The organism is Cylindrospermopsis curvispora GIHE-G1, assembly GCF_014489415.1.
In the GTDB taxonomy this organism is placed as follows: Bacteria; Cyanobacteriota; Cyanobacteriia; order Cyanobacteriales; family Nostocaceae; genus Raphidiopsis; species Raphidiopsis curvispora_A.
The window spans coordinates 2,316,629-2,342,992 of record NZ_CP060822.1; the positions used below are offsets into that span (position 1 = coordinate 2,316,629).

The following is a 26,364-nucleotide window of genomic DNA, read 5'->3' on the forward strand; positions in this document are numbered from 1 at the left end:
TTCAGCAATAATTATACATCTTAATTTCAGGATTTATTGCCACTTGTTTTTAAAAAGTATTTTTGTGTGTTAAACAAAGTTTTGATTTGATGATATCAATTAACATCATTTTTCTAGTCCATAAACCCAAAAATTTTTGAGATGTGGTCATTTTTTGATAACAACTCCCCATCAGGAAGTATTAGATTAGTTGCATCAAGTAAATACCTAGAGTAAACACTTACCCTAAAATGAAAATTTATTTACTGCTGCTATACTCAAAACTAGACGGAGAGTAGGAGTTTGCAAGATATTTGCATGTTTGCAAAGTCAAAAAGCACTAAGGATCCAAGAAGATGAGTTTTTTAGACAGTTTTTTGTACAGTATCAAACCAGAATTTCACACAGCTTTACCCCGTTTAGCATCTGGTAAATACGTCCATCTTATAATGTTGCGTCATATTCAATCATTTTCGGTATTACCAAAAGAGGGAGTGTTGAAAAGGGTACGCACAAAAGCGGGAATAGAAACTAGTGATATTATTACGAGACTAGTGATGTTTAAACATCAACAGACCACACCAGAAAGATTAGTAGGAAGGGAATTATTGTGTTCCCTTGGTTTAGCTGGTAATAACCCTAGGGATAAGGATAAATATTGTGAATACAATGGTGAAAACTCGTGTAAACAATGCCCAGACTGTATTATTTACGGATTTGCTAGTAATGAAAGTGGAAGAGAGCTGGCCAAGGTTCACTCGGACTCAGTTTTTTCTCTTGGTTCTAGTGAATTAGATGATCTCATTTCGGGGGTTACCTTTCCTGCGATAGAAACCCTGTGTGATCCCACTTTTGAAACTTTCCTATATGTTTTGGGCAATTTACTGCATACCCATCCTTATTTGGGAATGTCTAATCATGTAATTGGAATTGTATTTTGCGATGGTGAAATATTCAGTAATCTTCATTTTACCCAAGCATTATATGATGTTTTTAAATCAGACCTTAAGGTTCCTCTAGTGGACATAATTACCAAGGCCACAGAAGTGAGCAATAACCTATTAAATCAAGAACCAGTACGCAAGACTAGGATAATTACAGGTTCACGGTTAATAGACTTACTAACAGAAGTTTCCATCCTTTATCAAGATGAAACTCAATTAAAAACTGTCATGACTGCACTTGAGCAACAGACTAAAATTTATGCTCAAATTTATCCTAGTTCTTGTGGTAATTCTTGGTCTACAAGAAACCAAGAAATTATCGTCAATATACCCTGCACCCTATCTTAATCCTTGTGGCTAAAGCTACAAACTTAAAATCCAATTAAATTTATGATGATTTATCGATGTGACTTAAGATTACAGGATAATGTTTTTTTTGCCACTCGTGAAATAGGTGGTTTGTATGAAACTGAGAAATATTTGCATAATTGGGCATTGAGTTTTGCCTTTTTTGAAACAGATTATATTCCTCGCCCTTATCGAATTCAAGGTAAAACAGTTCAGGAACTTACTTATGAACTTACTTATTTAGATAGCAATCAAGAGCAAAGTCTTTTTCATCTAAATCAAGCCAGAATTTATGTTTTTCCTGCTTTACCAATTAGCTGTTCATATCATGTTAATACCTTAGAATCAGTTCCCTACCATCCTGAGTACAGCAATATTAAAGTTAAAGAAATAGCTGTGGGTAGTCACTTCAAGACCTATGTTTTTGCTCCCCATGAAATTACAATTCCTCACTGGATTAGACTGGGTAAATGGTCAGCAAAAATTAAAGTTGAGACCACCATTCTCTCAGAATTCAAAGAAAAATCTGGAGAATATATTAGTAAACATCCTTTGAACCCCATAGATTTATCTCGAACCACTAAATTATTACTTTACAATCGGATTTTTATGTCACCCTCCAGCTTGTTAAGCCAAGCACAATTAACAGGGGATTATTATCAGTTGCCAGATCACACCTGTTTACCCAGGAGAGTTGGTTATGGTGCAAGCACTGGGATATTGAGCTAACAATATGGTTTTACAAAGTTTAATCATCGAACTGGGTGCTGCGACAGAAAAACCCATTCCTACAAGACTAAATCAGGCAATTCACGCTCAATTTATGGAGTGGTTAAGAATGGGCAATTCCTATCTAGCTGAATCGGTTTACCATAGTCAGGAATCATCATTTAGTTTATCTGGATTAATTGGTTATCGGCGTAAAGATGGGACAAGATTAGGGGATAGATTTTTGATTCGTATTTCTCTGTTAAATGGTAATTTAATACAACCTTTGTTACAAGGCATAGAAATGTATCAAACTCCATCTATTTATCTGGATAATTTTCCCTTTATCATTCGTGGTGTTTATACTGTACCTAACTCTCATAATTTAGTTAGTATTTCCGATTATAACAGTTTGGCAACTATTGCTAATTTTAATTCTGAGATCGTGCTAAATTTTATTTCTCCCACTAGTTTACAAGAACAGCACAATATCCAAACTTTTCCCTTACCAGAATTAGTATTTAATACTCTCCTATATCGTTGGAACTATTTTGCACCCTCAGAGTTGCATTTTTCTTCCATTCAATGGCAAAGTTTAGCCTTAGCCTTTGATTTAAAAACCCAGTTTTTAAAAATTAACAGCTTCACAGAAACCCGTAGAGAAATAGGTTGTGTGGGTTGGGTTAAATATTTTTTTCCAGATCTGCAACAAGCTCGTATAGCTAATATCTTAGCCAAATTCGCCCTTTTTTCTGGTATTGGTCGCAAAACAACTATGGGCATGGGAGAAGTGAGAATTATTACCTGATAAGTGCTATACTGATCAGGTAACTTCTACAATCCCTATCCCAGTAACTTACCCCAAGTTGCAGGACCAATAATTCCATCAGCGGTTAAACCATTCTGCTGTTGAAATTTCTTAATTGCTGCTTCTGTTTGTTTACCATAAATACCATCGGGCGTTGTACCCACACGATATTGTAAATATCTCATGATTGGTCCACTAGTTTGATTCCCCTGAACTGTTCGTTTTGCCAAGATCTGATTGATGGCATCCCAGGTAGTTTGAGTCGCCATTCCTGTAGGAATAATACCCACAACTCTTTGAAACTTTTCTACTGCAGAACTTGTCGCAGGTCCTGTAAAGTTATCTTCCGTCAGTGGTCGATTATTTCTATCAGTAATTTTTAGTTGATTGAGCGCTTTTTGTAGTCTCAAAATACTAGTATCCTTATCACCAGTTACATCTTCCACCGGTTTCACAGGAGTGGTTGGTAGTTTGCCAGTTAACCCTTTAACAATAGCATTAGCCATTGCTTCCCCGTCATAGAGCTGCATATCTTTAGCTGAATCTACAAAGCAACATTCTATGAGAACACCTGTCATATTAGTGTTTCTCAGTACATATAAATGAGATCCATTTTTAACGCCACGGTTAAAAAACCCTAAACTAACAATTTCATTCACTATGGATTGGGCGATTCTTCTTCCCGCATCACTTGCAGCAAATACTTCTGTGCCATTTGCTTTTCCATTAAAGGCATTGAAATGAATAGAAGTAAAAACATCAACTCTATTACGATTGGCAATATCACAACGTCTACCCAGAGACTGACTGACAGAAGAAGCGCTATCGGGTTTGCAAGGTATCACCTGATGACCTAAACCTCTTAACTTAGAGATAACTTTATTGCCCACTTCCATGGTTAATTTGTCTTCCGACCTAATACCTGCAGCTCCGGTGTCTGGAGGGCAATTATGACCTATATCAATGCCAAATTTCATGAATTATGATAAGATTCGTGGTTCAACTAATCCAATATAACTCACTCCCATGATAGATATTCTCCCGAAACCAGCTAAGAATGTTTAAGATCAAGGTAAACATTTAATAAGTCTAAGAGTTGGGATAGCATGAAACGAATTGTCTTAATTGCTGGGTTTGAATCTTTTAATGCCGACTTATACCGAAAAGCAGCTCTTTTGGCTAGTTCTCGCTGTTGTGAGCTAGATATTCATGTGTTTAGCGATCGCCATATTAGCACAAACCAAGAAGAGATTAAGGATGCACTTGAAAATGCCGATGTGTTTTTTGGCAGTTTAATCTTTGACTATGATCAGGTTTTGTGGTTAAGGGAGCATATTCGTCATATTCCCATCCGACTAATTTTTGAGTCAGCTTTAGAACTAATGAGTTTGACCCAAATAGGTAGGTTTTCTATAGGTGATAAACCTGCGGGGATGCCAAAACCGATTAAGTTCATCCTGGATAAATTCAGCAATGGTAAAGAAGAAGACAAACTTGCTGGTTATATTAGTTTCCTCAAGCTGGGGCCCAAACTATTAAAATTTGTCCCCGTACAAAAAGTGCAAGATCTGCGCAACTGGTTAATCATCTATGGTTACTGGAATGCGGGTGGGAAAGAAAATGTAGCAGCTTTGTTTTGGACCCTGGCGGAAAAATATTTAGGTTTAAAAGTGGAGAATATTCCCGAACCCATAGAAACTCCCAACATGGGTTTATTGCACCCAGATTATCCAGGATTTTTTCTGTCACCGAGAGCATACTTAGAATGGTATGGGGGAAATAGTCACATCGGAGAAAAACCTGTGGTTGCCATACTACTGTATAGAAAACACGTTATTACTAAACAAAATTATATTCCCCAATTAATAAAGAAATTTGAAGATTCTGGTTTAATCCCCCTACCTATTTTCATTAACGGTGTAGAGGGTCATGTGGCGGTTCGTGATTGGATGACAACGGATTATGAAACCTACCAAAGACAAAAGGGGAATATAGAAACCCCTTCACTATCTACCGAAGCAGTAAAAGTTGATATCCTAGTTTCCACCATTGGATTTCCCCTAGTGGGTGGACCAGCTGGTTCCATGGAAGCGGGGAGACAAGTGGAAGTGGCCAAACGCATTCTTATGGCTAAAAATATCCCTTACATTGTGGCTGCACCCTTACTAATTCAAGATATTTACTCTTGGACTCGTCAAGGAATTGGTGGTTTACAAAGTGTAGTTTTGTATGCCCTACCGGAATTGGATGGAGCAATTGACACAGTCCCCCTAGGTGGACTGGTGGGGGAAAATATATACTTAGTACCCGAGCGAGTCCAAAGATTAATTGACAGGGTGAGGAAGTGGGTTACACTGGGTCGAAAACCAAAATCAGCGAGAAAAATTGCTATTATTCTTTATGGTTTTCCCCCCGGTTATGGCGCGGTGGGAACTGCTGCACTATTAAATGTCCCTCGTAGCTTGATTAAATTGCTTCATGCACTCAAAGAAGAGGGTTATACAGTGGGTGAAATTCCCCAAGATGGGGAAGAGCTGATTAGACAAGTAAAAGTGGTGGATGAAGAATTGGAAACCTGGGAAAAAAATAAACCCTTCCCCACTAATACTAATACGGTAAACGTCAAAACCTTAGAAAAATGGTTGGGTTATCTTCGCACCTCCCGAATTGAAAAACAGTGGCAATCTTTAAGCGGTGCAGGAATTAAAACCTACGGAGATGAACTACATGTTGGTGGTGTGCAACTAGGAAATATTTGGATTGGTATTCAACCACCTTTAGGGATTCAAGGAGATCCCATGCGGTTAATGTTTGAAAGAGATCTAACCCCCCATCCCCAATATGCAGCTTATTATAAATGGTTACAAAATGAATTCCAAGCTGATGCAGTGGTGCATTTCGGTATGCATGGTACGGTAGAATGGCTACCTGGTTCTCCTTTAGGGAACACAGGTTATTCTTGGTCAGATATTCTTTTGGGAAATTTACCAAATTTATATATCTATGCTGCCAATAATCCTTCCGAATCAATATTGGCTAAACGTCGTGGTTATGGGGTATTGATTTCTCATAATGTGCCACCTTATGGTCGAGCAGGTCTATATAAGGAACTAGTAAGTTTACGAGATCTCATCGCCGAATATCGAGAAGACCCACAAAAGAACTATATTTTAAAAGAAGGAATTTGTAAGAAAATTGTTGATACAGGTTTGGATGTTGATTGTCCTTTTGACGATGCCAAAAAATTGGGAATTCCCTTTACCCCGGAAAATGTCAAAATGTTTAGTGTTCATGCTTTTGAACATTATTTAGTTAAGTTGTATGAGTACCTGCAGGTATTGGAAAACCGTCTGTTTTCTTCCGGATTACACACATTAGGTGAACCACCTAATCAAGAAGAACTAACGGGTTATTTGAACGCCTATTTTGGGGAAGGAACTGAAGTACAAGAAGAGGAAAATCTCATTATAGATTTATTGAATCAGTCCACCGATGAATTAACCAACCTATTACGAGGACTAAATGGTGAGTATATTCCCCCCGCACCGGGTGGAGACTTGCTCAGAGATGGTCCAGGTGTATTACCCACAGGGAGAAATATTCACGCTTTAGATCCCTATAGAATGCCTTCCCCCGCTGCTTATGAGCGAGGTAGGGAAATTGCTCGCAAAATCATTGACCAGCACTTACAAGAACATCACTCCTATCCAGAAACTGTAGCAGTTTTATTATGGGGTTTAGATGCAATTAAAACCAAGGGTGAATCCCTAGGGATTTTGTTAGAGTTGGTAGGTGCTGAACCAGTGAAGGAAGGAACGGGAAGAATTGTCAGATATGATTTAAGACCCCTAGAAACCGTGGGACATCCTAGAATTGATGTGCTGGGTAATTTATCGGGTATTTTCCGTGATAGCTTTGTGAATATTATTGAACTGTTGGATGATTTATTCCTGCGAGCAGCACAAATTGACGAACCTCAAGAGTGGAATTTTATTAGAAAACATGCTTTGCTCTTACAAGCACAGGGAGTAGAAAATCCATCAGCTAGATTGTTTTCTAACCCCTCCGGTGATTTCGGTTCTTTGGTTAATGACCGAGTAGTTGATGGTAATTGGGATAGTGGTGATGAATTGGGCAAAACCTGGGAGAGTCGCAATGTTTTTAGTTATGGTCGTCAAGATAAAGGACAAGCTAGACCAGAGGTATTACAAACCTTATTAAAAACAAGCGATCGCATAGTCCAGGAAATAGACTCTGTAGAGTATGGTTTAACCGACATTCAAGAGTATTATGCCAATACGGGGGGGTTAAAAAAAGCTGCAGAGCAGCAAAGTGGAAAGCGAGTGACAGCTAGTTTTGTGGAGAGTTTTTCTAAAGACACCACACCCAGGAATTTAGATGATTTATTAAGAATGGAGTACAGAACTAAGTTATTAAATCCTAAATGGGCTAACTCCATGGCCAATCAAGGTTCGGGAGGTGCTTTTGAAATTTCCCAGCGGATGACAGCTTTAATTGGATGGGGGGGAACAGTGGATTTTAGGGACCATTGGGTTTATGAACAAGCAGCAGACACCTATGCTTTAGATCGGGAAATGGCGGAAAAATTGCGTCAAGCTAACCCGGAAGCATTTAGGAATATTGTCAGCAGGATGTTAGAAGCACATGGTCGAGGTTTGTGGAATGCGGATGAAAATAGACTAAATCAACTGCGTCAGTTGTATGAGTTGACTGATGAACAGTTGGAAGGTGTGGGAGTTTAAATAGACTGTTCTGTATTAAACCACCAAGGATCTTTAAGATTGTTAGTTTTTATTAAGAACGCCTTGGTTTGGAGGAACTTTTTAAAAACTGAGCTACCCATGCGAGACCCTCCTAAACCAGAAAATTTTAGGGGATGATTTTCCCCCTCTTGCATAATAGCTGTTAGACCTGCATCATTAATACTAATGGCACCCACATCTAATTCCATACCAATTTCTACCGCTAATTCTTCTGATTCGGCAAATATGGCAGCATTCAATCCATAAATGGAATCATTAGCCAAATTCACTGCTTCTTCAACGGTGGAAAAGCTCATGATGGGCATGATCGGACCAAAGGTTTGTTCCATCATTATTTTCATGGAATGATTTACTTGGGTCAGGACTGTAGGTTTACACCACCAAGTACCCTCCATCTCTTCAACTTTGCCTCCACAATGAATTACTGCTCCCTTTTTTATTGCATCTTGTAGGTGGTCATTGATAATTTTAGCCTGATTTTCACACATAATTGGTCCTATTTCTCCACTTTCAATGTCAGGATAGGCCAATTTTAATTGATGGGATTTAGTGATTAGTAAGTGATAAAACTCTTCATATACAGACTCCGCAACGTAAATTCTTTCAATTGATGAACCACCCCTATTCATAACTGCTGACCATAAAATTGCCGAAGCTGCTAAATCTAAATTGGCAGATTCTAAAATAATGGCTGGATCTTTCCCTCCTAATTCTAAAAAAGCTGGAATAAAATTCCTAGCAGCATTTTGAGCAACTAATCTCCCTGTTTGTAAACTACCTCGAAAACAAATTAGATCTACTTCATCTATTAAAATTGCCCCTGTCTCGGGTCCACCTTCAATGCAGGTTAATACATCCTTTAGTTTATTAATTTTATTGATGATAGTCATGAGATTGGCAAAAAACCGGGGTGTTAGTTCACTGGGTTTGATAATTACCGCACAACCTGCTAACAGAGCAGGAATAGCATCAATTGTTGATGACAATAAGGGAAAATGACTGGGACTTATGATCCCAACTAGTGTGTACGGAGCTAGTTGTTGTCTTAAACTAATAAAGGGAAGCGATGTATTTTTGGCCGTTGATTGTAACAGTTGAGGAGCTAAATTACACCATTTATCAATGTTATTTAAGAGAATATCTATCTCCAATGTTGATGTTCCTAATCTCCCTGTATCACTAATTAAAGCATTTTTTAATAGACTATAATCACATACTATAGATTCTCGGAAATGCTTTAGAGTTTCTATTCTTCCTTCAACACCAATTTGCTGCCAAGAGATTTGTCCTCTACGCAGTCTATGACATTGCTGGGAAAGTAGTTTTGCTGGTGGGGGAACAATCACATAATCAAATTTACCTGTGCGAGGGTTACGCACTTCTATTGGTGTCATCATCAGTTAGGATATCCGTTGCAAACTATCCACTAGCTTATCAATATGCTCTCTGTTATGGGTTGCCATTATTGTAATTCTGATCCGACTTGTGGGAACAGTGGGAGGACGAATAGCTGGAGCAAAAATACCTTCTTCTCTTAAGTATTTTCCCACCTCCAATGCTGTTCCAGCATCAGGTAGCTCAAAACATAATATGGGGGACTGGGTTGGTAATATTTTCAGTTTCCCTAGGTTCTCTTTCACCACTGTTTGTAAATAATTAACATTCTCCCATAATCTTTTTCTTCGTTCTGGTTCTTTTTGCACTATATTTATTCCCGCAAGTGCAGCAGCGGTGTCTGCTGGTGACAGAGCTGTACTATAAATCCAACTGGGAGCCCGATTTCTGAGAAAGTCAATCAATGCGCTACTCCCCGCAGCATAACCTCCTAAACTCCCCAGGGCTTTACTTAATGTGCCAATTTGAATTAATTCCCTACCTGTACAATTAAAATGCTCTACACACCCAGCACCACTTTTACCCATCACCCCAGTTGCATGTGCTTCGTCTATCAGTAACATACTGTTGAATTCTTCAGCTAAATCTAACAAGTTTGGTAATGGACATAAATCCCCATCCATGCTAAACACACTATCTGTGACTATTAAACAACGACGGTATTTTTGTCGCTCCTCCTGTAGTTTCTTTCCTAAAACTGTCATGTCACAGTGGGGATATTCTATCACGGTCCCCCCACTCAAAATCCCGCCACTTTTTAAACTGGAATGATTATACTGATCGGAAAATATGATATCTCTTTTCCCTACCAATGCGGTGATTGTCCCTACATTAGCTAAATAACCCGAACTGAATACCACAGCATCTTCTGTCTGTTTAGTAGATGCGATCGCCTGCTCTAATTCCCTGTGTAATTGACGATCTCCAGTGAGCAATCGGGAACCAGTGCTTCCCGTACCAAACTGACGAATGGCTTCTATAGCAGACATTTTGAGATTATCATCAGCAGCTAATCCCAAATAATCATTACTGGCAAAATTGATCATCTTTTGCCCGGATAGGAATACAACCGCACCTGGGGGACTGTTAATAGTTTGTACAGAACGATACCAGTCAGCTCGATGAATGGTATTTAATGATTCCTCTATCCAGCTGTAAGGATTATTGTTCATTAGCTTAGGTGATATGGGAAATTTAAGGGTTGTTCACAATTTCATTGCTACTAAGATGAGCGATCGCCTGTTTAATCCAGTCCTCGGGGTAGGAATTTTTAGGCAAACCGATATCTTCACTGATAACATGGAGAGCATGACTAACTTCGTGAGGAGTATAACCCAAGGCAAAAAGTGTCATTTGCACCTCTTCTAAAATAGCTGGTGGTGGACCACCAGTAGCAACGAAAAACCCTGCTGACTTGCGCCATTCCACCAATTTACCCTTGAGTTCCAAACACAGACGCTCTGCGGTTTTTTTACCCACTCCCGGGGTTTGAACTAGCATAGTAGTATTACCGGAAATAATTGCTTGAACTAGTTCTGGTAATTCTAAAGTGTCTATGAGAGCGATCGCCATAGCTGTACCAATACCAGTTACAGAAAGTAGATGTCGAAATAAGTCTCTTTCTGCTGGAGAAGAAAAGCCATAGAGTATAGGTAGTTCTTCTCGTATTTGGTAATGGGTAAAAATATGGGCTACATCACCGTTATGAGTTAACTGATTAGCCAAACGCTGTGGTATGTACACATCATAGCCAATACCATTGACTTCCAAAGTGAGGATCCAGCGATTGGGACTACCAGTTTGCACTCCAGCAACAATACCTTTGAGATAGCTGATCATTTGATAAATTCCAAGAATACCCCATTATAGTCCCATCCAAAAATTTGCCTTGATTTTCCGGGTTGATTGTGGAATTTTTTTTCTATGCTACTTAGCTTAGTCACTTCCTATAGTCATTAATAAATTGCCAGTGGATATTAACCATATAGGGAATTAAGTATGTTATTCCAGCTGAAATCCAGCGTTCTGGATTCATTTCTCCCTTAAGAAGTGCTGAACCATGATTAATCATAAATAGAATTGAACCAACCACCAAAGAAACTCTTATTGCTGTACCCATCATCTTTGGATTGACAAGACATACACAAAAGGTTCGGATATTATTATTTTGCTTCATTACCGGTTTCCTCACCGATTTTTTTGCCAGTCTCTATTCCTCTTAACTCCATATTAGTTAATAACGGCATTTTTCTCTCCTCCTCAAATAAATGTCTTTATCTTACTATCCAAACTTTCCTGTAACTTTTTGGGTAACTTCATCATGATGTCAATGATGCCAAATAATCTAATTATTTGTTCTCTGTCGAACCCCTTATCATATAACCCTCTGATTAAACTCCATTTCCACTTTTCTCTCTCCCCTAGGTTCCCGGTAGTTGCTTTTGTCTTTAAATGTGCCATCACTATGATAGCAAAAGGATTATTACTTGCTTCTAGCTCTGACCATTTGGCTTCATAGCTGAGTAATTTCACCACGGGGAATTTCAGGGTTACTTCACACCCTCCTAAGCTATAATTATAACTTTCTGGTTGCCAATCAGCTCTTTCATCTCCCAGAATTGCCAGACTAATCACCGGTTTTTGCTCCAGGTCAAAAGCACGATAATTATAAGCGTTTTTTCGTTTTTGAGGAAGCTGTGATTCTTTGTAATTCTTTATCCAGAGACCCCGGTATTTTTTCCCAATTGATTAATTGGTGAATTGAAGGAAAGAAGAAAAGCAAGAATTGTCCAAAATACTCGGTTAGTGCTTCTTTCCATGGTTCATCATAATTAGCTCTTATCTGACTCATTTGATTCGGGAACTTTAGGAGATAATTTGACCAAGGATTGGTGAAAATCCTCAAAACAATCAACTTTAATTGCCAATTTCAACAGTTCATCTAAAATAGATAACACTAATATTTTATCCACAGCTTGCTCAATTGTAACTGGTATGTCACCCAATCTTGTTCTCAACACCAGCTTCACATCCTCATGAGCTTTTTCTAATATGCCAATTTCCCTGCCAATTTCCTTGCCAGTCTCTATTCCTCTTAACTCCATATTAGTTAATAACGGCATTTTTCTCTCCTCCTCAAATGTCTTTATCTTACTATCCAAACTTTCCTGTAACTTTTTGGGTAACTCCATCATGATGTCAATGATGCCAAATAATCTAATTATTTGTTCTCTGTCGAACCCCTTATCATATAACCCTCTGATTAAACTCCATTTCCACTTTTCTCTCTCCCCTAGGTTCCCGGTAGTTGCTTTTGTCTTTAAATGTGCCATCACTATGATGGCAAAAGGATTATTACTTGCTTCTAGCTCTGACCATTTGGCTTCATAGCTGAGTAATTTCACCATGGGGAATTTCAGGCTTACTTCACACCCTCCTAAGCTATAATTATAACCTTCTGGTTGCCAATCAGCTCTCTCATCTCCCAGAATTGCCACACTAATCACCGGTTTTTGGTCTAGGTCAAAAGCACGATAATTATAGATGTACATTCTCTATAGATGTACATTCTCTGGGGAAATTCTTCCTCATACTGACTTTGAATTTCAATATGAATTAACACCCACATTTCCTCTCCACTAATCAGCCAAACTTTGTATAGTTTATCTGCATAGCGTTTTTTCGTCTTTGAGGAAGCTGTAATTCTTTGCAGTTCTTTATCCAAGGATTCTGGTATTTTTTCCCAATTGACTAATTGGTGAATTGAAGGAAAGAAGAATAACAAGAATTGTTCAAAATATTCGGTTAGTGCTTCTTTCCAAGGTTCGTCGTAGTTAGCTCTTATCTGATTCATTTGATTCGGGAACTTTAGGAGATAATTTGACCAAGGACTGGTGAAAATCCTCAAAACAATCAACTTTGATTGCTACTTTCAAAAGTTCATCTAAAATGGACAACACTAATATTTTATCCACAGCTTGCTCCATTTTCTCTGGTATGTCACCCAATCTTGTTCTCAATACCAGCTTCACATAATCACGGGCATTTTTCAATATACCAATTTCCTTGCCAGTCTCTATTCCTCTTGACTCCATATTAGTTAATAATGGCATCTTTTTATCTTACTCAACCAATCACAATGAGAAAAAGCACCAAGTCTTTTTAGTCTCTACTTTTTTATTTAACCAATGAGTAGTATAGTGACATGCGATCGCATGTTGAGGTATTTTTGTCACTATAATGCGGTTTGGAATGTAACAGAGGCGTTATGGAGAATCATTCTGTTAATTCCTCCGACGATTCTGGGAGTAGATGATCAAGGTCATCCCAAAGTTAATAAAAAATGTATTGGTCAATACTTGTTTTTTAAAAAGTTCCATGAGAACATTCAGGAATACTACTAAATGTCAATTGATATTTAGTATTTTTATGAAAATCACGTTATTGCTCTTGTTAACATTTCCAATTGTTAAAGTTTAATACGCGTTTCATAATTGATTTAACCTAACCAATCTAAAATAGTGTTTATCAGTATCAAGGAGAAACAGATGACTTACCAACACTTAAAAATTAAACCTATTGCAGGACGTATTGGCGCTAAGATTTTGGAAATTGATTTGAAGCAAAATCTCCAGGATGCAGTTATTAATGAAATTAGACGAGCCTTGGTTCAATATAAGGTGATTTTTTTCCGTGAGCAAAATCTTACAGCTCAAGAGCAGATTGCTTTTGCCCGTCGTTTTGGGGAGATTACCACGGCCCATCCCACAGTTCCGTCCTTGGTGGGGAGTCCAGAGATTCTGGACCTGGATTATGGTAGAACTGCTGCTCGTGCAAACAACTGGCACACGGATGTTACCTTTGTAGACCGTCCTCCCTTAGGTTCTGTATTACGCGCCCTGGAAATTCCTCCTTATGGTGGTGATACCATTTGGGCAAATTCGGTAACAGCATATCAGGATTTACCAGACCACCTACGGAAACTTGCGGATGAGCTTTGGGCAGTTCATAGTAATGCTTATGATTATGCAGAAGCTGCTGTTAACTTATCCGAAGAAATAAGAGCCTATCGAGAAATTTTCACATCCACCGTATATGAAAGTCTACACCCAGTGGTGAGAGTACATCCTGAATCTGGAGAGAGGGGATTATTCATTGGTGGTTTTGTGCGTCAGATTCGGGGATTATCAAGCACTGAGTCTGATCATATTATTGGCTTATTGCAGTCATACGTAACACGTCCGGAAAACACAGTGCGCTGGCGGTGGAAAGTTGGTGATGTGGCATTTTGGGATAACCGGGCTACCCAACATTATGCTATAGCAGATTATGGTAATCAACCTCGGCGTGTGCAAAGGGTAACTATTGTAGGTGATGCACCTGTTTCCATTGATGGGCAAAAAAGTCAAAGTGTGAAAGGAGATGCTTCTGTGTATAACAAACGGGTACCTGTAGCTGTTTAAGTTCAGATGTTAAAATGGGTATTCGGATGAATTTCAATCATAGGATTAGGATGGGTGTTATATGGTCAGAACCGCTTCCACAATGTTACCGTTGGGTACTTTAGCTCCAGATTTTAATTTGCCCGATGTGGTTTCTAACAAGACAGTTTCTTTGGCTGATTTTGCCCATAAGAAGGGTTTGTTAGTCATTTTTTTGAGTCGTCATTGTCCCTTTGTGCAACACATCAAGTTAGAGTTGGCACAATTGGGCAAAGATTATTTACAAAGTAATCTGGGAATAGTAGCAATTAGTGCCAATGATATCAATAGTCATCCCGACGATGCACCGGAGTTTTTAAAAAGCTTCGCCCAAGAATTGGATCTAACTTATCCTCTACTTTTTGATGAAACCCAGAAAACCGCCAAGGACTTTTTTGCCGCTTGTACTCCCGATTTCTTTCTCTTTGATGGTGAGCGCAAACTGAGCTATCGCGGGCAATTAGATGACAGTCGTCCCGGTAATAATGAACCGGTCAATGGGAAGGATTTACGAGCCGCGATCAATGCTGTTTTGTCTGATAGAGAGGTGAACCGAAACCAAAAACCCAGCATTGGTTGCAATATTAAATGGCGTCTTGGAAATGAGCCTGTTTATTTCCAAAACCAGGCGATCGCAGTTTCCTGATTGGATTTAATTTCCTTTACAGGTTAATGTTTTTGGGTTAGACTATTATTGGTAAATTTGTGTTATAGTCACAACTAAAATATAGGTATATTGATTAATCAATATACCTATTTTCTAAACGGTTACTATTCTTATCTAATGGATAAAATAATCATGAGTCAGATACTTGAAGAGGTTCTTAGTGCTAATCAAAACTATGCCGAAACTTTTGGTGATAAGGGCAAGTTGCCTCTACCTCCTGCAAGGAAATTTGCTGTTTTGACCTGTATGGATGCCCGCTTGGATCCGGCCAAATTTGCCGGATTAACGGAAGGGGATGCCCATGTGATTCGTAATGCCGGTGGAAGAGCCAGTGATGATGCTATCAGATCCTTAGTTATTTCATACAAGCTATTAGGTACTCGTGAGTGGTTCATTATTCACCATACAGATTGTGGTATGGAAACATTTACTGACGAAATTATTCGCGGATTACTAGAAAAAAGTTTAGAAACAGCTAAAATAGACGAAACTGGATGGCATGATATAGGTTCAGGACCTGGATCTTCAGAAGCGTATTTTATTGATTGGCTTACTATTGGTGAACAATCAAAGAGTGTTTACGAAGATGTGAAACGAGTGAGATTCCACCCCCTAGTCCCCAAAAATATTCCAATTTACGGTTATCTTTATGACGTAAAAACCGGGAAGTTAATCGAAATTCCCCAAGCCACGGAGATAGGGAAAGTCCAATGACCTTAAATTTTAAACTACAACGATTCTATTGACTAACTGTAGTATACTTGTGGTATTAATAGCATAAGTATAGTGGAGGCGAGGTTAGGATGTCGCTGTATTTGATTGAAGGAGTAGTTAAACAACTCCAGTCAGAACAGATTGAAAAGGTGCTTGATGTGATTGCATCCGCTGCATTTGGATTGAATTCGGAACTGATTGAGGCCCAGGTAACAGAGAACCTAGAGCGATTGTTTCTGGTGATTGACGCACCGGAAGCGGAAATCGCGGAGAAAAGTTTTGCAGCAGGTGGGTTGACAACTACTTTGGTCAAACAGGTACGTCTAATAGGACAAGACTTAGCAACGGTTAAAAACCGCAAAGGCAAAGCTAACTACCTAGTAGAGTGGAATTTGCCAGGGGGTTTGACCATGGAGGCTTACTTGCAGCGAAAGGCAGAGAAATCTCCTTTATACGCTCAAGTCCCAGAAATAAAATTTGAACGTACTTATGTTTGTGAAGACATGAGTAAGTGTTTGTGTTTTTATGACAGTCCTAATGAATCAACTGTTAAAGAAGCACGACAGATTGTTAGTGCGCCCATTGATACTCTAACTTCAATTCGGAATCTGCACTGAGGAAATTTTCATGATTACCGAAAACTCAATTCTGGAATTGCAATTGTCCCAGCGTGCTCAGTATTTAAATGATGGATATAATAATATCCACGTTGGTGATTCCCTAACTCAACTGGCACAAGTAGGCTATTTAGGACTAGGGGTACGCCATTCACTAGGTGGCTATGGCGGTGATCTATTGGATGTGGTGGAGGCGATCGCCATGGTCGCTGGTCAATGTTTAACCAGTGGCTTTGTTTTTTGGTGTCAGCGGGCATTTATCCAATATCTGATAGCCAGTGATAACAAATACCTACAAGTGGAGATCTTGCCACAGGTACTGAAGGGAGAGCTTTCGGGAGCAACTGGACTATCCAATGCCATGAAAAACTTGGCAGGGATTGAAAAGTTACGAATACAGGCTCAACTAAATAAAAAAGGCATTATCTTAAATGGTTTTTTGCCATGGGCTTCTAACCTGCGTCCTGAAAAGTTTGTGGTTGCAGTAGCAGCCAAAACCGATGACGGTAGGTCTGTTGTAGTGGCTATCCCTGGTAATACAGTTGGACTGGAGCGGGGGGAGGATCTGCAACTTCTGGGATTACAGTCTTCCTGGACCAGCACCTTAAATTTGAGTCAGGTCGAGCTTTCCCAGGAATGGATAATTAGTCACAATGGGGAGGACTTTTTGCCCAAAATTCGCCCGGCTTTTCTGCTCATGCAATGTGGATTGCCCCTGGGAATAGCACGGAAATCTCTGCAAGAAATAGAACAAAGCATTAATCGTAACAATGAACAAGCATTGAGTTTTCGAGTAACAAATAGTGCATTGAGGCTATCGGAGCTAGAAACTCAGATCTTCCACTTGAGCAGGCTATCAGCCTTAACTTTGTCACAGACCCGTCAGTTATTTGAGGTTCGCATTAGATTAACTCGTTTAGCAGTAGAAATGGTGCAGCTGGAGCTCGAGTCCAAGGGCGGATCCGCATATTTCAAGTCCAGCGGGACTGCCCGACGATTAAGAGAAGTAGCCTTTTTGCCGGTCTTGACTCCCAGTTTAGTGCAACTAGAAACCGAATTGTACCGTCATGCCCCAGTCTGCGAAACGATATGATCAATCCTCATAAGACCATATCCAATTCAAAATTGGTTTCTGTAAAAGATAGTCCCATACTAACAGTACAAAGGCTGAAAAAAGACTATATCACCCGTCGGGGAAATTTTACCGCGTTTGCCAATATTAATTTACACATTGATCACCGAGAGGTAGTATGTCTCCTGGGGGCCAGCGGATGTGGTAAATCTTCCCTGTTATTAGCGATCGCTGGATTAGAGTCGATTGATGAGGGGGAAATTTATTTAGAGGGCAAGCCATTACACTCTCCCCATCCGCAAATTGCTCTGGTGTTTCAGCAAGCAGCATTGTTACCTTGGTTGAATGTTTGGCAAAACATTGGTTTCGGCCTGCAGTTTCAGCAAATGGCTCGCCTTTCTTCTCAGGAAGTGCGATCGCGTATTAGTTCTGCCATTGCCAGCGTTAAATTACAGGGATTTGAAGAGGCATATCCCCATCAACTCTCTGGCGGTATGGCACAAAGAGTAGCTTTGGCACGTGCTATTGCTCGTCAGCCTAAAATATTACTACTCGATGAACCTTTAGGTGCTTTAGATGCTATTACCAGATTAGAAATGCAAAAACTAATGCTAGAGGTAATAGAAAAGCATAAAAGCACAATATTGCTAGTAACTCATGATATTGACGAAGCCTTGTTATTGGGTGATCGAATACTACTGATGAGTCCTTACCCGGGAGCAATTCATAGAGAATGGAGGATTAGCCAACCTAAACCCCGTTTTCATCACTTAAACACCCTATTTGAACTAAGGCTCACTATTATCGAAGAACTGTCAACCCTAATGGATGAAATTAGATAATGAAAAATAAACAATTTTTGCATCCTTATAGTTGTGTTTGCTGTGGCATGAATCGACGAGACTTTGTTAAACTGAGTTATTTGTTTACCACTTCGTTAACAGCAACCATAGGGATTGGGGGATGCCAACAAATTTTACCCCGGAAAGATAATACTCAGCAGCCTATTAGTGCCGCTAAACGAGATTCTACAGATAATCAGCCCGTAAAAATAGGTTATTTGCCAATCACTGATGCTGCGCCCCTTTTGGTAGCTCACTCACGGAAACTCTATGAAGCGGAAGGATTAACCACAGAACAACCACGTTTATTTCGTTCCTGGGCGCAAATTGTGGAAGCATTTTTAGCACGTCAGGTGAACGTAATTCATGTTCTGATGCCCGTTACTATATGGATTCGCTACGGGCGAAAATTTCCGGCAAAAATTGTTGCTTGGAACCACACTAATGGCTCTGCTTTAACCGTTTTGCCAGAAATTGAAAGTTCTAAGGACCTGGGTGGACGCACCATAGCCGTTCCATTTTGGTATTCTATTCATAATGTGGTACTGCAACAAATCCTCAAACAACAGGGTCTGAGTGTGGTTCGTAAACCTCAAGGTGCCCCTATTGCCAGTAATGAGGTCAATCTAGTGGTTTTACCACCACCCGATATGATTTCAGCTTTAGCCAATCAAAGTATTGGTGGTTATATTGTTGCAGAGCCATTTAACGCAGCATCAGAAAACTTGAAAACTGGTAAAATTTTGCGGTTCACAGGAGATATTTGGAAAGACCATGCTTGTTGTGTAGTCTTTATGCATGAAGAGGATGTTGTCCAACGCCGGGAATGGACTCAACGAGTTGTCAATGCTTTGGTCAAAGCACAATTGTGGACTAGGAATAATCGCCCGGAAGTGGCAGAAATCCTTTCTCAAGGGGGTGGGAAGTACACTCCCCATTCCTTACCAGTTCTGAAACGGGCACTTAGTTACTATGATACCCAATTCTATGGTAAACAAGGGGCTATTACCCATGCTAATTGGGGCATTAACCGAATTGACTTTCAGCCCTATCCCTTCCCTTCTTATACAGAAAAACTGGTGCAACTACTCAAAGAAACTCAAGTGGAGGGAGAGACTGCCTTTTTGCAAAATCTACAACCACAACAGGTGGCTCAAGATTTGGTAGATGATTCTTTTGTGAAATCCGCCCTGGAGCAAATTGGAGGTCCTCAAGTATTTGGTTTACCAAGAGAACTTTTGCGTTCTGAAACTATTTCAGTTTAAATAAATCCACCTTATTACCTTAGCTTGTGCCACAAACAACCCCAATCTCTGTCATGACTTATACCTCATTGAATCAGCTTATAACCTTTCTGCGGATACCTCTAATGACAATTCCCCTACCTTTGCGGGGATTAGTAATTGGTTCAATTCTCTGGTGGGTACTTACGACCCCACTATGGCATCAGGATCCGGTAGTAGTTGATTTTTCTCCGGAGCGAACCAGTGTGGCCCTGGTTCAATTGTTGGATAGTGGTGCTATTTTTCCCCATATATTTGGTAGTCTGCGACGAGTATTTGTGGGGTTATTAGCGGCCATTGGATTGGGAGTTCCTTGTGGCATTTTATTAGGACTTTCACGGTATTTAGATCAGGCAACTTCTGCTCTGTTTCAGTTTATCAGAATGATATCCCCTCTTTCTTGGATGCCCATAGCAGTGATGGTTTTAGGTATTGGGGACTTGCCAGTATATTTTCTGTTAACTATTGCCGCTATTTGGGCTTTAATTCTTAATACTTCCGCAGGGGTCGTATCTGTTGATCGTCGTTGGTTATTACTATCTAAAGGTTTATGTGCAACACAATGGGAAATGATTAGTCAGGTAATAATTCCTGCTATTATTCCACATTTGTTGACTGGGATTCGTCTAGCCATTGGAGTTATCTGGATCGTTTTAGTACCCGCAGAAATGCTGGGTGTAAATGAAGGATTAGGTTATTATATTCTTAATACTCGAGATCGCCTTGCCTATTCGGAATTGATGGCAGTTGTTTTGATAATTGGACTGATTGGTTGTTTTCTTGATATTACTCTCCGATTCGCCCAGCATCGTTGGATACATCACCTTTAAACTGGGAAATTTTTACCTCTTTCTTTCGCCTGGAGCGATCGCAAAAAAAGAAAAAAATTGTTATTAACAATACTTGATTTTTTAAAAAATTTTTGTATCATAGTGTCAACTACGGTAAATCGATATTTTTATTGTAGTAAATAGGGTTAAATTACTACTATACTAGACGAATTAAAGATGGGTGCTACAGACTTTCCTGCTAAAGAGCGTCCTAATATAGTCTTCATATTGGCCGATGACCTAGGTTGGGGTGATCTGAGTATTGATGGGCAAAAGAACTATCAAACTCCCTATTTGGATCAACTAGCAAGGGACGGGATACGTTTTAATCAAGCTTATTCAGATTCACCGGTTTGTACACCGACAAGAATTGGGTTTTTTACTGGTCGTTATCCAGGAAGGTTAGCAATTGGTAATTATGAGCCATTGCTGAGCTTTCAACAAATAGGGGATAGTGTTGGACTACCACCAGAACATCCAACCATAGCATCTTTACTGAGGGACAATGGGTATGAAACGGTCCTGGTGGGAAAATGGCATTGTGGTTACTTACCCAGATATAGCCCGTTAAAAAGTGGATTTAACAAATTTTTCGGTAATTTTAGTGGAGCAATAGATTACTTTCGTCACGTAGATACCAATGGGAAACCTGACCTTTGGGAAGCTGATACACCAATTGAAAAAATTGGTTATGTGACCGACATATTTACAGAACGTGCGGTTGACTTCATCAAAGGTCCTCATGTAAATCCATTTTACCTGAGTTTACATTACACAGCACCCCACTGGCCATGGCAAGGACCGGAAGATGTGGAACTTAGTAACGATTTGATTGGGAGAGATAATTTAGAGAATTGGATCAATACAGGAACAAAAGAATCCTATAAAGCAGTTGTGCAAAGTTTAGATAACGGTGTGGGTAAAGTGCTACAGGCATTAGAAGATGTAGGAATAGCCAATCGCACGATCGTAATTTTTGCTAGCGACAACGGGGGAGAGAGATTCTCTAATTTCGGTCTTTTTCAAGGTAAAAAAGGGAACTTATACGAAGGTGGTATTAGAGTACCTACATTAATTAGATGGAGCGGGGTTATTGCACCAAATCAAATCAGCGATCAGGTAATTATTACCCATGATATTACAGCTACAATTTTAGCAGCTACAAAGACCAATACTAACCCTGATTATCCATTAGACGGAGAGGATTTGCTGCCCGTAATCCAAAATGAAATCCCCACCTATGACCGAGTTTTATTTTGGAGGTACAAAGGTAATAATAGACTGGGATTACCTCCAAGGGTCAGGCAAGGTGCCGTTCGTAGTGAAAATTGGAAGTACTTAAAAATTGGAGAAAATGAACATCTTTTTAACCTAGCCAATGATCAACAAGAACTCATCAATCTCAAACTAGAACATAGAGAGATATTTGCCGAACTGAGATCCAAATACCAACTGTGGGAATCGGAACTAGAGCCTTATTAACTGATGGAGGAGATATGGCAGGAAAAATAATAGTGAATTGGATCCCGCCTACAAGCTAAGAAAACTACCTCGCCCTTATTCAAATTTCCCATTCTCAAGGAGGAATTGATTAAAAAAATTTCCCAATAAAAAAATATAATTGTTATCATCAATGCTTTTTTTTTGCTGGGGTTTGTGTAGAATTTAACTAAAGTTGAAATTTCAAATATGAGATACCAATTTTATAGCTGTAGCCACTGGCAAGTAGGCCTAAGGGATTGAGAAAGATGTTCCAATAGGACTTTTTCTATCCACCCCATTCTGAGTGTTTCGCGAAAAGCTATATATACTCCAATCACCTAATCAAATGATTAGTAAGTAGTATTTAAAAGGTATCTGCTTTTATGAATTCGTCTGCAGAAATCTGAAAATCTGTTCAGGTTAAAAAGTTTCCAGGAGTTACTAAAAATGAGTTTTGAGCATATTAAAGTTAAACCCACCAGTACTTATATTGGTGCTGAAATAGAAGGAATAGATCTCTCTCAACCATTGATTGATGAAGCAGTTGAAGAAATTCGCCGCGCACTGCTTGAATGGAAAGTAATTTTCTTCCGGGGACAGAATCTCGACCATAAGGGACAAGTAGAATTTACATCCCGGTTTGGGGAAGTTACTTTTGCCCATCCTTTAGGAGAACCAGAACCCGTACCCGGATTTCCACAACTTAAGCCAGTTGACCGTAGGTTATATGAAAAACAATATGGGTTTCGTACTGGTGGGCCATGGCACACAGATGTTACAGCTGCTATTAATCCACCAGCTGCTTCTATACTTAGGGCTGTTAATGTTCCTGCATTCGGTGGAGATACTCAGTGGACTAACTTAGTAGCTGCATATCAAGGCCTATCAGAACCATTACGATCACTGGCAGATACATTGAGAGCTGAGCATAGATTCAATGGAGGTGGTTATCAGCCCAAAAACTCGAAATTTGAAGACCGAATTGCTACTAATCCCTTGGCTTCCATTCATCCTGTTGTTCGTGTTCATCCTGAAACTGGTGAGCGTGCGCTATTTATTAATCCTGGCTTCGTGTCACGGATTGTTGATGTATCACCAGAAGAAAGCAAGTTGTTACTAAAGTTATTTGTTAATCAGATCACCAAACCTGCTTACACAACCCGGTTTAGATGGAATAATGGGGATATTGCATTTTGGGACAATCGTGCCACCGCCCACCTTGCTCCCCAAGACTTAGATGAAGTAGATGTTGAGCGTCTGCTTTACCGTACTACTATCACTGGTGATATTCCCGTAGGAGTTAATGGTTATCGGTCAGAGGTTCTGTACGGTGAAGTTTTCAGCGCCCAAGTGCCTACTGTGTTCAAAAATTTAGATAAACAGGTCGCATCTGTATGAAAATACCTTTTCTCCCCCAACAAAGTGGGGTTTTAAAACGTATTGTTCAATATTCTATCTTGGGATTGTTTGCTTTATCTAGTTCGCTTTTAAGTGCTAGTTCCCACCCAACTCAAGCTCAAGAAAAAGTGGGATTTAGCTCTCGGGTCATTAACTTAGCCTATCAAACATCTGGAGATATTGTCAAGGTTAAAAAGGTTGTTGAGCCACGGTTCCAAGCTTTAGGTGTTAAAGTCAATTGGGTTGGACCATTTCCTGCAGGACCACAATTAATAGAGGCTATGAATGCAGGTAAGGTAGATATTGGTAATGTAGGAGAAACACCACCTATATTTTCCCAAGCTGCTGGAGTCACAGAAGTAATCTATATTGCAGGACGTGTGCCCAGTAGGGGATTAGGACAAGGTGTGGTTGTTAGGGCCAATTCCCCAATTAGAAGACTGGAGGATATTAAAGGTAAGAAGGTTGCTTTTCAGAGGGGTTCTAATGCACATTATTTACTCGCTAGAGCTTTAGCAGAGGTCGGTTTAAGGATTACCGATGTGACAGTGGTTGGATTAACACCGTCTGAAGCTCGTGATGCCTTTGTTCAAGATAAGGTGGAAGTTTGGGTAGGTGGTGATCCCTTTTTAGCTTTAGTAGAGAAGACTATTCCCATTCGCAATCTAAGAAATGCCTCTAGAATTAATACTTTAGGTGGTTTTTATTTAGGTAGACGGGAGTTTATTAACAAAAATACTCAATTAGTACGAGTATTTTTGGAAGAAGCGGATAAGGTTGGGGAGTGGGCGGAGAAAAATCCAAAGGATGTAGCCAAGGCCTTTGCGCCTGAGTTAAAGATAGATGAGTCTGTGCTGGAAACTGTAGCACGTAGAAGAACATATAGGTTAAGAAAACTAACACCTGCAATTATTGCTGAACAGCAAAAAGTTGCTGATTTTTACTTTAAGGAGAAAATTATCCCTCGCAAAATTGATGTTCGGGAAGCAACTCTTCCTCCTGAATTATCCAAGGCAATTACGCCTGATCGTTTGAAGTAGATCAATGGCGTTACCAAATTACAGGGTGTTTTTACTGAATTCATAGCTTTAGCCAGAACACTTAAGAGCTTGAGTGCTGGATCTCCTTAATTCAACGCCCAATTTCAGTATTTATCAGTATAAACGGAGAATTTTATGGCTCAAGATCATAATTCCTATCCAGATTCAGAGAACCCTTCTGCTCAAAATGACAAGCGCTCTAGGAGTTTAAATAGGCGTTCATTTATTAGTCGCAGTGGTTTACTAACTGCTAGTGGTTTCCTAGCTGGTGCATCAGGTGTTTCCTTGATAGGAAATCAAAGTCCAGTTCGGGCCCAAAATGTTAAAGTCAAATATGGTAAGTTGTTGGAGAAATCCTACAATATACGCGTAGCAGCGGCAAAAGCAAATCAACAATTTCCCGTTCCTCCTCATCCCACCAACGGTGATGAAGAAAGGTATCCCAATAAAATTGGCTCCGACTCAAGAGGTTTACCTCACAACAAGTTAGGTGAGGTCGATCTCAAAGCCTATGAATCACTAACTAAAGCCAGGAATAGTGGTAACCACGATGACTTTGAAAATGTTATTTTGGGTGGCACTAGGAAATTAGTTAATGCCCAAGCTCCCCTAGCGGTTAGTTTGGAGGGGCTCAGTGCAGATCAAATATCAGTACCACCACCATTTACTCTAGCTAGTCGAGAAAGAGCTACTGAAGCTATTGAACTTTATTGGCAGTCTTTGCTGCGAGATGTGCCCTTTCACAAATTACAAAACAACACTGATGATCCGCTGGTTTTAGCTGCGGTTGAGGAATTAAATAAACATCCCTTTACCGGTCCTAAGGAAAATGGTAGGGTGACTCCCCAAAGTTTATTTCGTGGTAGTGTTACCTATGTTGATGAGAATGATAAGTCAGGTAGAACGGCAAAACATGTTGTTCCACCTGGAGTTTTAGTTGGACCTCACATTTCTCAGTTTATACTACTTAATATCCCATGGGGGGTTCAGTATATTCCTCCTGTAATCCGAACTACTGTAGCTGGAAATGACTTTCTTACTGATTATGAAGAATGGTTAAATATTCAGAATGGTGGTGATCCTAAGCCAGCCACATTTGATTCTGTACGGCGTTATATATCTACCATTCGTGATTTGTCAGAATTTTCCCATACTCCCGGTGCTTCTTTTTATGGCGCTTCCCTTATTCTGGGTGGTGCTAGGAATGCTAAAGATCCTCTTAGTGGAGGTATTGGTGCGCCACTTGATGCCGGTAATCCTTTTGTCAAGTCAAAAACCCAACAGGGTGGTAACGGAACTTTCGCTCTTGGACATGCGCAGGCTTTACTAAGCTTGAGTACATCCCGTGCCATCAGGGTAGCATACTATCAGAAGTATTATGTACATCGCACTTTACGCCCAGAAGCATACGGAGGATTGGTTCACAACAACATTGTCAATAATACCCAATATCCTATTCACAGGGATATACTCAATTCTAAGGCTTTGGCTAGAAGTTTTAGTAAATTTGGCTCTTACTTACTGTCCCATGGTTATCCTGAGGGATCTCCCATCCATACCTCTTATGTTGGTGGTGCAGCTGCTATTGCTGGTGCTAATGCAACAATTTTAAAGGCATATTTTGATGAGGATTTTGTCATTCCCAATCCTGTAGTTCCCGATCCAAACGACCCCACTAAAGTTATTCCCTATACTGGAGAACCTTTAACAGTAGGTGGGGAGTTAAATAAACTGGCAGTCAACTATACTCTTGGTCGCGGTCATGGAGGTATTCACTGGCGCACTGATGGGTCTGCTGGTTTAGCCCTAGGGGAGGCGGTAGCTATCGCCATTCTCAGAGATGAGAGATTAGGTTACAACGAGAAATTTGAAGGTTTTAGCCTGACCAAGTTTGATGGCAGTAAGATCACTGTGTAGTATATTTGTGCCATACTCCTAGCTCTCAAAAATACTCCTACGAAAGTAGGAGTATT

Annotated in this window: 27 protein-coding genes; 17 read left to right on the plus strand and 10 right to left on the minus strand. The window is 39.8% G+C overall.

All coding sequences use genetic code 11. From position 1 onward, the window contains the following. Positions 1-335 precede the first annotated feature (335 nt). Genes cas7d through cas6 form a run of 3 tightly spaced genes read left to right on the plus strand, consistent with a single transcriptional unit; the run spans position 336 to position 2,787 of the window. On the plus strand, positions 336-1,271 hold the full coding sequence (gene cas7d / locus IAR63_RS10285; RefSeq protein ID WP_187705211.1) for a type I-D CRISPR-associated protein Cas7/Csc2: 936 nt from the start codon (positions 336-338) through the stop codon (positions 1,269-1,271). Between the two features lie 42 nt (positions 1,272-1,313). Continuing rightward, positions 1,314-2,000: a type I-D CRISPR-associated protein Cas5/Csc1 gene (cas5d, locus tag IAR63_RS10290; RefSeq protein WP_187705212.1), complete on the plus strand. Its 687-nt coding sequence runs from the start codon at positions 1,314-1,316 to the stop codon at positions 1,998-2,000. Between the two features lie 4 nt (positions 2,001-2,004). Beyond that, positions 2,005-2,787: a CRISPR system precrRNA processing endoribonuclease RAMP protein Cas6 gene (gene cas6 / locus IAR63_RS10295; protein WP_187705213.1), complete on the plus strand. Its 783-nt coding sequence runs from the start codon at positions 2,005-2,007 to the stop codon at positions 2,785-2,787. A 35-nt stretch (positions 2,788-2,822) separates the two neighbouring features. Here cas6 and IAR63_RS10300 read toward each other — a convergent pair whose 3' ends face one another. Next, positions 2,823-3,764, minus strand: a complete 942-nt coding sequence (locus IAR63_RS10300; RefSeq protein WP_187705214.1) for an N-acetylmuramoyl-L-alanine amidase — start codon at positions 3,762-3,764, stop codon at positions 2,823-2,825. Positions 3,765-3,893: 129 nt separating this feature from the next. Between IAR63_RS10300 and bchH the strand changes: the two genes are divergently transcribed. Beyond that, positions 3,894-7,550, plus strand: a complete 3,657-nt coding sequence (gene bchH / locus IAR63_RS10305) for a magnesium chelatase subunit H (RefSeq protein WP_187705215.1) — start codon at positions 3,894-3,896, stop codon at positions 7,548-7,550. On the opposite strand, the gene IAR63_RS10310 is transcribed toward bchH, so the two are convergent. From IAR63_RS10310 to IAR63_RS10345, 9 genes are all read right to left on the minus strand, one after another. After that, positions 7,547-8,968 carry an aldehyde dehydrogenase family protein gene (locus IAR63_RS10310; protein WP_187705216.1) on the minus strand — a complete coding sequence of 474 codons (1,422 nt, stop codon included), beginning with the start codon at positions 8,966-8,968 and terminating at the stop codon, positions 7,547-7,549. The two genes, bchH and IAR63_RS10310, sit on opposite strands and share 4 nt — an antisense overlap. Positions 8,969-8,971: 3 nt before the next feature. Next, entirely contained in the window at positions 8,972-10,138 is a 1,167-nt protein-coding gene (gene bioF / locus IAR63_RS10315) for an 8-amino-7-oxononanoate synthase (RefSeq protein ID WP_187705217.1), read from the minus strand. Between the two features lie 22 nt (positions 10,139-10,160). After that, entirely contained in the window at positions 10,161-10,805 is a 645-nt protein-coding gene (gene ruvA / locus IAR63_RS10320; RefSeq protein WP_187705218.1) for a Holliday junction branch migration protein RuvA, read from the minus strand. Between the two features lie 100 nt (positions 10,806-10,905). Then, positions 10,906-11,142 (minus strand): nitrate/nitrite transporter NrtS, encoded by a 237-nt coding sequence (gene nrtS / locus IAR63_RS10325; protein ID WP_187705219.1) that lies wholly within the window; start codon positions 11,140-11,142, stop codon positions 10,906-10,908. Between the two features lie 83 nt (positions 11,143-11,225). Beyond that, positions 11,226-11,600, minus strand: a complete 375-nt coding sequence (locus tag IAR63_RS18240; RefSeq protein WP_223007655.1) for a hypothetical protein — start codon at positions 11,598-11,600, stop codon at positions 11,226-11,228. A 31-nt stretch (positions 11,601-11,631) separates the two neighbouring features. Then, positions 11,632-11,817 carry a hypothetical protein gene (locus IAR63_RS10335; RefSeq protein ID WP_187705220.1) on the minus strand — a complete coding sequence of 62 codons (186 nt, stop codon included), beginning with the start codon at positions 11,815-11,817 and terminating at the stop codon, positions 11,632-11,634. Then, positions 11,798-12,517 (minus strand): hypothetical protein, encoded by a 720-nt coding sequence (locus tag IAR63_RS10340; RefSeq protein ID WP_235678231.1) that lies wholly within the window; start codon positions 12,515-12,517, stop codon positions 11,798-11,800. The genes IAR63_RS10335 and IAR63_RS10340 overlap by 20 nt, the downstream gene beginning before the upstream one ends. Beyond that, positions 12,484-12,819 carry an RpnC/YadD family protein gene (locus IAR63_RS18430; RefSeq protein ID WP_235678233.1) on the minus strand — a complete coding sequence of 112 codons (336 nt, stop codon included), beginning with the start codon at positions 12,817-12,819 and terminating at the stop codon, positions 12,484-12,486. The genes IAR63_RS10340 and IAR63_RS18430 overlap by 34 nt, the downstream gene beginning before the upstream one ends. Then, positions 12,800-13,078, minus strand: a complete 279-nt coding sequence (locus tag IAR63_RS10345) for a hypothetical protein (RefSeq protein ID WP_187705221.1) — start codon at positions 13,076-13,078, stop codon at positions 12,800-12,802. Before IAR63_RS10345 ends, IAR63_RS18430 begins: the two co-directional genes overlap by 20 nt. 75 nt (positions 13,079-13,153) lie before the next feature. Here IAR63_RS10345 and IAR63_RS10350 point away from each other — a divergent pair, with 75 nt between their 5' ends. From IAR63_RS10350 to IAR63_RS10410, 13 genes are all read left to right on the plus strand, one after another. Continuing rightward, positions 13,154-13,369, plus strand: coding sequence for a hypothetical protein (locus tag IAR63_RS10350; RefSeq protein ID WP_187705222.1), 216 nt, complete (start codon positions 13,154-13,156; stop codon positions 13,367-13,369). Positions 13,370-13,513: 144 nt separating this feature from the next. Further along, a complete protein-coding gene (locus IAR63_RS10355; RefSeq protein WP_187705223.1) occupies positions 13,514-14,428 on the plus strand; it encodes a TauD/TfdA dioxygenase family protein in 915 nt (304 codons plus the stop codon). 61 nt (positions 14,429-14,489) lie between these two features. Then, on the plus strand, positions 14,490-15,092 hold the full coding sequence (locus IAR63_RS10360) for a thioredoxin family protein (RefSeq protein WP_057179143.1): 603 nt from the start codon (positions 14,490-14,492) through the stop codon (positions 15,090-15,092). A gap of 153 nt (positions 15,093-15,245) precedes the next feature. Further along, positions 15,246-15,827, plus strand: a complete 582-nt coding sequence (locus tag IAR63_RS10365) for a beta-class carbonic anhydrase (protein ID WP_071241790.1) — start codon at positions 15,246-15,248, stop codon at positions 15,825-15,827. An 89-nt stretch (positions 15,828-15,916) separates the two neighbouring features. Beyond that, a complete protein-coding gene (locus IAR63_RS10370; RefSeq protein ID WP_187705224.1) occupies positions 15,917-16,444 on the plus strand; it encodes a DUF4242 domain-containing protein in 528 nt (175 codons plus the stop codon). A 10-nt stretch (positions 16,445-16,454) separates the two neighbouring features. Further along, positions 16,455-17,537 (plus strand): acyl-CoA dehydrogenase family protein, encoded by a 1,083-nt coding sequence (locus IAR63_RS10375; protein WP_187705225.1) that lies wholly within the window; start codon positions 16,455-16,457, stop codon positions 17,535-17,537. Next, on the plus strand, positions 17,534-18,358 hold the full coding sequence (locus IAR63_RS10380; RefSeq protein ID WP_096547224.1) for an ABC transporter ATP-binding protein: 825 nt from the start codon (positions 17,534-17,536) through the stop codon (positions 18,356-18,358). Before IAR63_RS10375 ends, IAR63_RS10380 begins: the two co-directional genes overlap by 4 nt. Beyond that, positions 18,358-19,623: an ABC transporter substrate-binding protein gene (locus tag IAR63_RS10385; RefSeq protein ID WP_006278076.1), complete on the plus strand. Its 1,266-nt coding sequence runs from the start codon at positions 18,358-18,360 to the stop codon at positions 19,621-19,623. Before IAR63_RS10380 ends, IAR63_RS10385 begins: the two co-directional genes overlap by 1 nt. 104 nt (positions 19,624-19,727) lie before the next feature. After that, entirely contained in the window at positions 19,728-20,471 is a 744-nt protein-coding gene (locus tag IAR63_RS10390) for an ABC transporter permease (RefSeq protein WP_187705226.1), read from the plus strand. Positions 20,472-20,648: 177 nt separating this feature from the next. Further along, positions 20,649-21,953 carry a sulfatase-like hydrolase/transferase gene (locus tag IAR63_RS10395; RefSeq protein ID WP_006278078.1) on the plus strand — a complete coding sequence of 435 codons (1,305 nt, stop codon included), beginning with the start codon at positions 20,649-20,651 and terminating at the stop codon, positions 21,951-21,953. 447 nt (positions 21,954-22,400) lie between these two features. Then, positions 22,401-23,351: a TauD/TfdA dioxygenase family protein gene (locus IAR63_RS10400; protein WP_187705227.1), complete on the plus strand. Its 951-nt coding sequence runs from the start codon at positions 22,401-22,403 to the stop codon at positions 23,349-23,351. Then, complete coding sequence (locus tag IAR63_RS10405; protein ID WP_187705228.1) at positions 23,348-24,391, plus strand: aliphatic sulfonate ABC transporter substrate-binding protein; 1,044 nt, start codon at positions 23,348-23,350, stop codon at positions 24,389-24,391. Before IAR63_RS10400 ends, IAR63_RS10405 begins: the two co-directional genes overlap by 4 nt. Positions 24,392-24,526: 135 nt before the next feature. Further along, positions 24,527-26,308: a vanadium-dependent haloperoxidase gene (locus IAR63_RS10410; RefSeq protein ID WP_187705229.1), complete on the plus strand. Its 1,782-nt coding sequence runs from the start codon at positions 24,527-24,529 to the stop codon at positions 26,306-26,308. Positions 26,309-26,364 lie beyond the last annotated feature (56 nt).

Excerpts from the sequence above, each read along its gene's own strand:
- cas7d (WP_187705211.1), top strand. The coding sequence starts at position 336 with ATGAGTTTTTTAGACAGTTTTTTGTACAGTATCAAACCAGAATTTCAC.
- cas5d (WP_187705212.1), top strand. The coding sequence starts at position 1,314 with ATGATGATTTATCGATGTGACTTAAGATTACAGGATAATGTTTTTTTT.
- cas6 (WP_187705213.1), top strand. The coding sequence starts at position 2,005 with ATGGTTTTACAAAGTTTAATCATCGAACTGGGTGCTGCGACAGAAAAA.
- IAR63_RS10300 (WP_187705214.1), bottom strand. The coding sequence starts at position 3,764 with ATGAAATTTGGCATTGATATAGGTCATAATTGCCCTCCAGACACCGGA.
- bchH (WP_187705215.1), top strand. The coding sequence starts at position 3,894 with ATGAAACGAATTGTCTTAATTGCTGGGTTTGAATCTTTTAATGCCGAC.
- IAR63_RS10310 (WP_187705216.1), bottom strand. The coding sequence starts at position 8,968 with ATGATGACACCAATAGAAGTGCGTAACCCTCGCACAGGTAAATTTGAT.
- bioF (WP_187705217.1), bottom strand. The coding sequence starts at position 10,138 with ATGAACAATAATCCTTACAGCTGGATAGAGGAATCATTAAATACCATT.
- ruvA (WP_187705218.1), bottom strand. The coding sequence starts at position 10,805 with ATGATCAGCTATCTCAAAGGTATTGTTGCTGGAGTGCAAACTGGTAGT.
- nrtS (WP_187705219.1), bottom strand. The coding sequence starts at position 11,142 with ATGAAGCAAAATAATAATATCCGAACCTTTTGTGTATGTCTTGTCAAT.
- IAR63_RS10335 (WP_187705220.1), bottom strand. The coding sequence starts at position 11,817 with ATGAGTCAGATAAGAGCTAATTATGATGAACCATGGAAAGAAGCACTA.
- IAR63_RS10340 (WP_235678231.1), bottom strand. The coding sequence starts at position 12,517 with ATGTACATCTATAATTATCGTGCTTTTGACCTAGACCAAAAACCGGTG.
- IAR63_RS18430 (WP_235678233.1), bottom strand. The coding sequence starts at position 12,819 with ATGAATCAGATAAGAGCTAACTACGACGAACCTTGGAAAGAAGCACTA.
- IAR63_RS10345 (WP_187705221.1), bottom strand. The coding sequence starts at position 13,078 with ATGCCATTATTAACTAATATGGAGTCAAGAGGAATAGAGACTGGCAAG.
- IAR63_RS10350 (WP_187705222.1), top strand. The coding sequence starts at position 13,154 with ATGAGTAGTATAGTGACATGCGATCGCATGTTGAGGTATTTTTGTCAC.
- IAR63_RS10355 (WP_187705223.1), top strand. The coding sequence starts at position 13,514 with ATGACTTACCAACACTTAAAAATTAAACCTATTGCAGGACGTATTGGC.
- IAR63_RS10360 (WP_057179143.1), top strand. The coding sequence starts at position 14,490 with ATGGTCAGAACCGCTTCCACAATGTTACCGTTGGGTACTTTAGCTCCA.
- IAR63_RS10365 (WP_071241790.1), top strand. The coding sequence starts at position 15,246 with ATGAGTCAGATACTTGAAGAGGTTCTTAGTGCTAATCAAAACTATGCC.
- IAR63_RS10370 (WP_187705224.1), top strand. The coding sequence starts at position 15,917 with ATGTCGCTGTATTTGATTGAAGGAGTAGTTAAACAACTCCAGTCAGAA.
- IAR63_RS10375 (WP_187705225.1), top strand. The coding sequence starts at position 16,455 with ATGATTACCGAAAACTCAATTCTGGAATTGCAATTGTCCCAGCGTGCT.
- IAR63_RS10380 (WP_096547224.1), top strand. The coding sequence starts at position 17,534 with ATGATCAATCCTCATAAGACCATATCCAATTCAAAATTGGTTTCTGTA.
- IAR63_RS10385 (WP_006278076.1), top strand. The coding sequence starts at position 18,358 with ATGAAAAATAAACAATTTTTGCATCCTTATAGTTGTGTTTGCTGTGGC.
- IAR63_RS10390 (WP_187705226.1), top strand. The coding sequence starts at position 19,728 with ATGACAATTCCCCTACCTTTGCGGGGATTAGTAATTGGTTCAATTCTC.
- IAR63_RS10395 (WP_006278078.1), top strand. The coding sequence starts at position 20,649 with ATGGGTGCTACAGACTTTCCTGCTAAAGAGCGTCCTAATATAGTCTTC.
- IAR63_RS10400 (WP_187705227.1), top strand. The coding sequence starts at position 22,401 with ATGAGTTTTGAGCATATTAAAGTTAAACCCACCAGTACTTATATTGGT.
- IAR63_RS10405 (WP_187705228.1), top strand. The coding sequence starts at position 23,348 with ATGAAAATACCTTTTCTCCCCCAACAAAGTGGGGTTTTAAAACGTATT.
- IAR63_RS10410 (WP_187705229.1), top strand. The coding sequence starts at position 24,527 with ATGGCTCAAGATCATAATTCCTATCCAGATTCAGAGAACCCTTCTGCT.